At 42.1% G+C, this 2,222-nt stretch carries 1 protein-coding gene; it reads left to right on the top strand.

Features of this window, described 5'->3' with window-relative positions; translation table 11 throughout:
* Positions 1-63: 63 nt before the first annotated feature.
* Positions 64-2,222 (top strand): beta strand repeat-containing protein (locus DNK85_RS01440; protein WP_162896458.1); only part of this gene is annotated, 2,159 nt, incomplete at its 3' end.

Consider the following 2,222-nt stretch of genomic DNA (forward strand, 5'->3'; position numbering starts at 1 on the left):
TTAAGCTCTGCCTTAAGATTTTAAATCGACCATTACAGGAGCTACTCAAATGAAAAAATCATCGTGTACAGAGATAATGATGGTACCGTTGATGCAATCATTCCACAAAGTGCAACTGTCGTTAATAATGGTAATGGCACATTGACGACAACGGCAGCCGGAGGTGCTGAGGTCATCACGCAAGCAAATGCAGGTACGGTAATCACTGATAACGGCAGTGTATTAACTGTTAATGGTGATGGTCAGGGGGTTGCTGATATTACTTCAGTGCCAAATAATACTGATGTTAGTATTGCTGCCAATGGCGATGTTACGGCGACTACAACTCATAATTCCGTATTAAACTTAACCGCAGATAGCGAGGCGGTAATTACGGATGATGGTTCAATTGTTACGTTGACTGATAATAATGGCACGAATTTAAGCGTGCCATCAGGCAGTGCAATTACCGATAATGGTAATGGCAGCTTTAATGTTGATGTTGATAATGATGGTACAGTTGATGCTGTTGTTCCGAAAGATGCAACGCTTGTGAATAATGACAATGGTACATTGACCACGACCACAGCCGGAGATGCTGAGGTAACCACACAAGCAAATGCAGGTGCGGTGATTAGTAGTGATAATGGCAGTGTATTAACTGTTAATGGTAATGGTCAAGGGGTTGCTGATATTACTTCAGTGCCAAATAATACTGATGTCAGTATTGCTGCCAATGGCGATGTTACGGCGACTACAACTCATAATTCCGTATTGAACTTAACTGCAGATAGCGAGGCAGTAATTACGGATGATGGTTCAATTGTCACGTTGACTGATAATAATGGCACGAATTTAAGCGTGCCATCAGGCAGTGTGCTGACTGATAATGGCAACGGCAGTTTTAGTGTTGATGTAGATAATGATGGTACAGTTGATGCTGTTGTTCCGAAAGATGCAACGCTTGTGAATAATGACAATGGCACATTGACGACAACGACAGCCGGAGGTGCTGAGGTCATCACGCAAGCAAATGCAGGTACGGTGATCACAGATAATGGCAGTGTATTAACTGTTAATGGCGATGGTCAGGGAGTTGCTGACATTAGCTCAGTGGCGAATGATACTGATGTCAGTATTGCTGCTAATGGCGATGTTACGGCAACTACAAGTAATAATTCCGTATTGAACTTAACTGCAGATAGCGAGGCAGTAATTACGGATAACGGATCAGTGGTCACTTTAACGGACAATAATGGCACAGCCTTAACTGTTCCTACAGGAAGTAAGCTAAGTGATAATGCCGATGGTACGTTTAATGTTCAAACGGCAGATGGCAACGTAGTAACTGTACCACATGATGCTAATGCTATCATCACTAGTAATGATGAAAATACTACCACAGTGGATTTGGATGGTGATGGTGCAATCGATGTTGTGGTATCTAGCAATACTGAAATTGCTGATAATGGTACGGGTTTAACAGTCACTACAAACCCGGGAGGAAGTGCAGTTAACTTGCCTTATGATGGCAATGGTGTTGTTGTCGATGATGGCACGACATTAACGATAAATTATAATGGTCAAACCGTTGAGCTTCCAAGTGGTGCAGCGGTTAATTTTGATGGTGGTACTTGGACAATAGACTCTAATAATGATGGCGTGTCTGATATTACACTTCCTGCGTCGCTATTGGGTAATATAACGGGTAATGGGACTACTGTAATTGCTTCTATGACGGATGGAGGCTTGATTGAAACAGCTGTTGATAGTAATACAACAGTAATAGATCATGGTGATGGAACGGTTACGGTTAACAGTGATGGTGAGGGCAGTGATGATGTAACCATGTTGACGACCAGTCAGTTTATAAATCATGGTGGTGATAGCGTTGAAGTAGTAACGGCACAAGGAAGTAGTGTTTCATTACCAAAAAATAGTGAGGCAACAGTCAATGATAACGCAGGACATCTCAGTGTGACAAACACGGCAACACCGAGCATTAATATTGATGTACCTACTGGTTCAAGTGTTGTTGTCAGTGAAGATAATGTCGTAACCACGACACCTAGTGGTGCGGTAGTTACAACGGCTGTTAGTGATATTACAGAGGTAGTTGATCATGGTGATGGTACCCTATCTATAGCTACTGATAATGATGGTATATTTGATATTACTACAGCTGATGTTGCGACTGTTACTATAAATGCAAATGGCACAGTCAGTGTAGATACCAATGGCGA

The sequence above is a fragment of the Cysteiniphilum halobium genome (assembly GCF_003574425.1).
GTDB lineage: Bacteria > Pseudomonadota > Gammaproteobacteria > Francisellales > Francisellaceae > Caedibacter > Caedibacter halobius.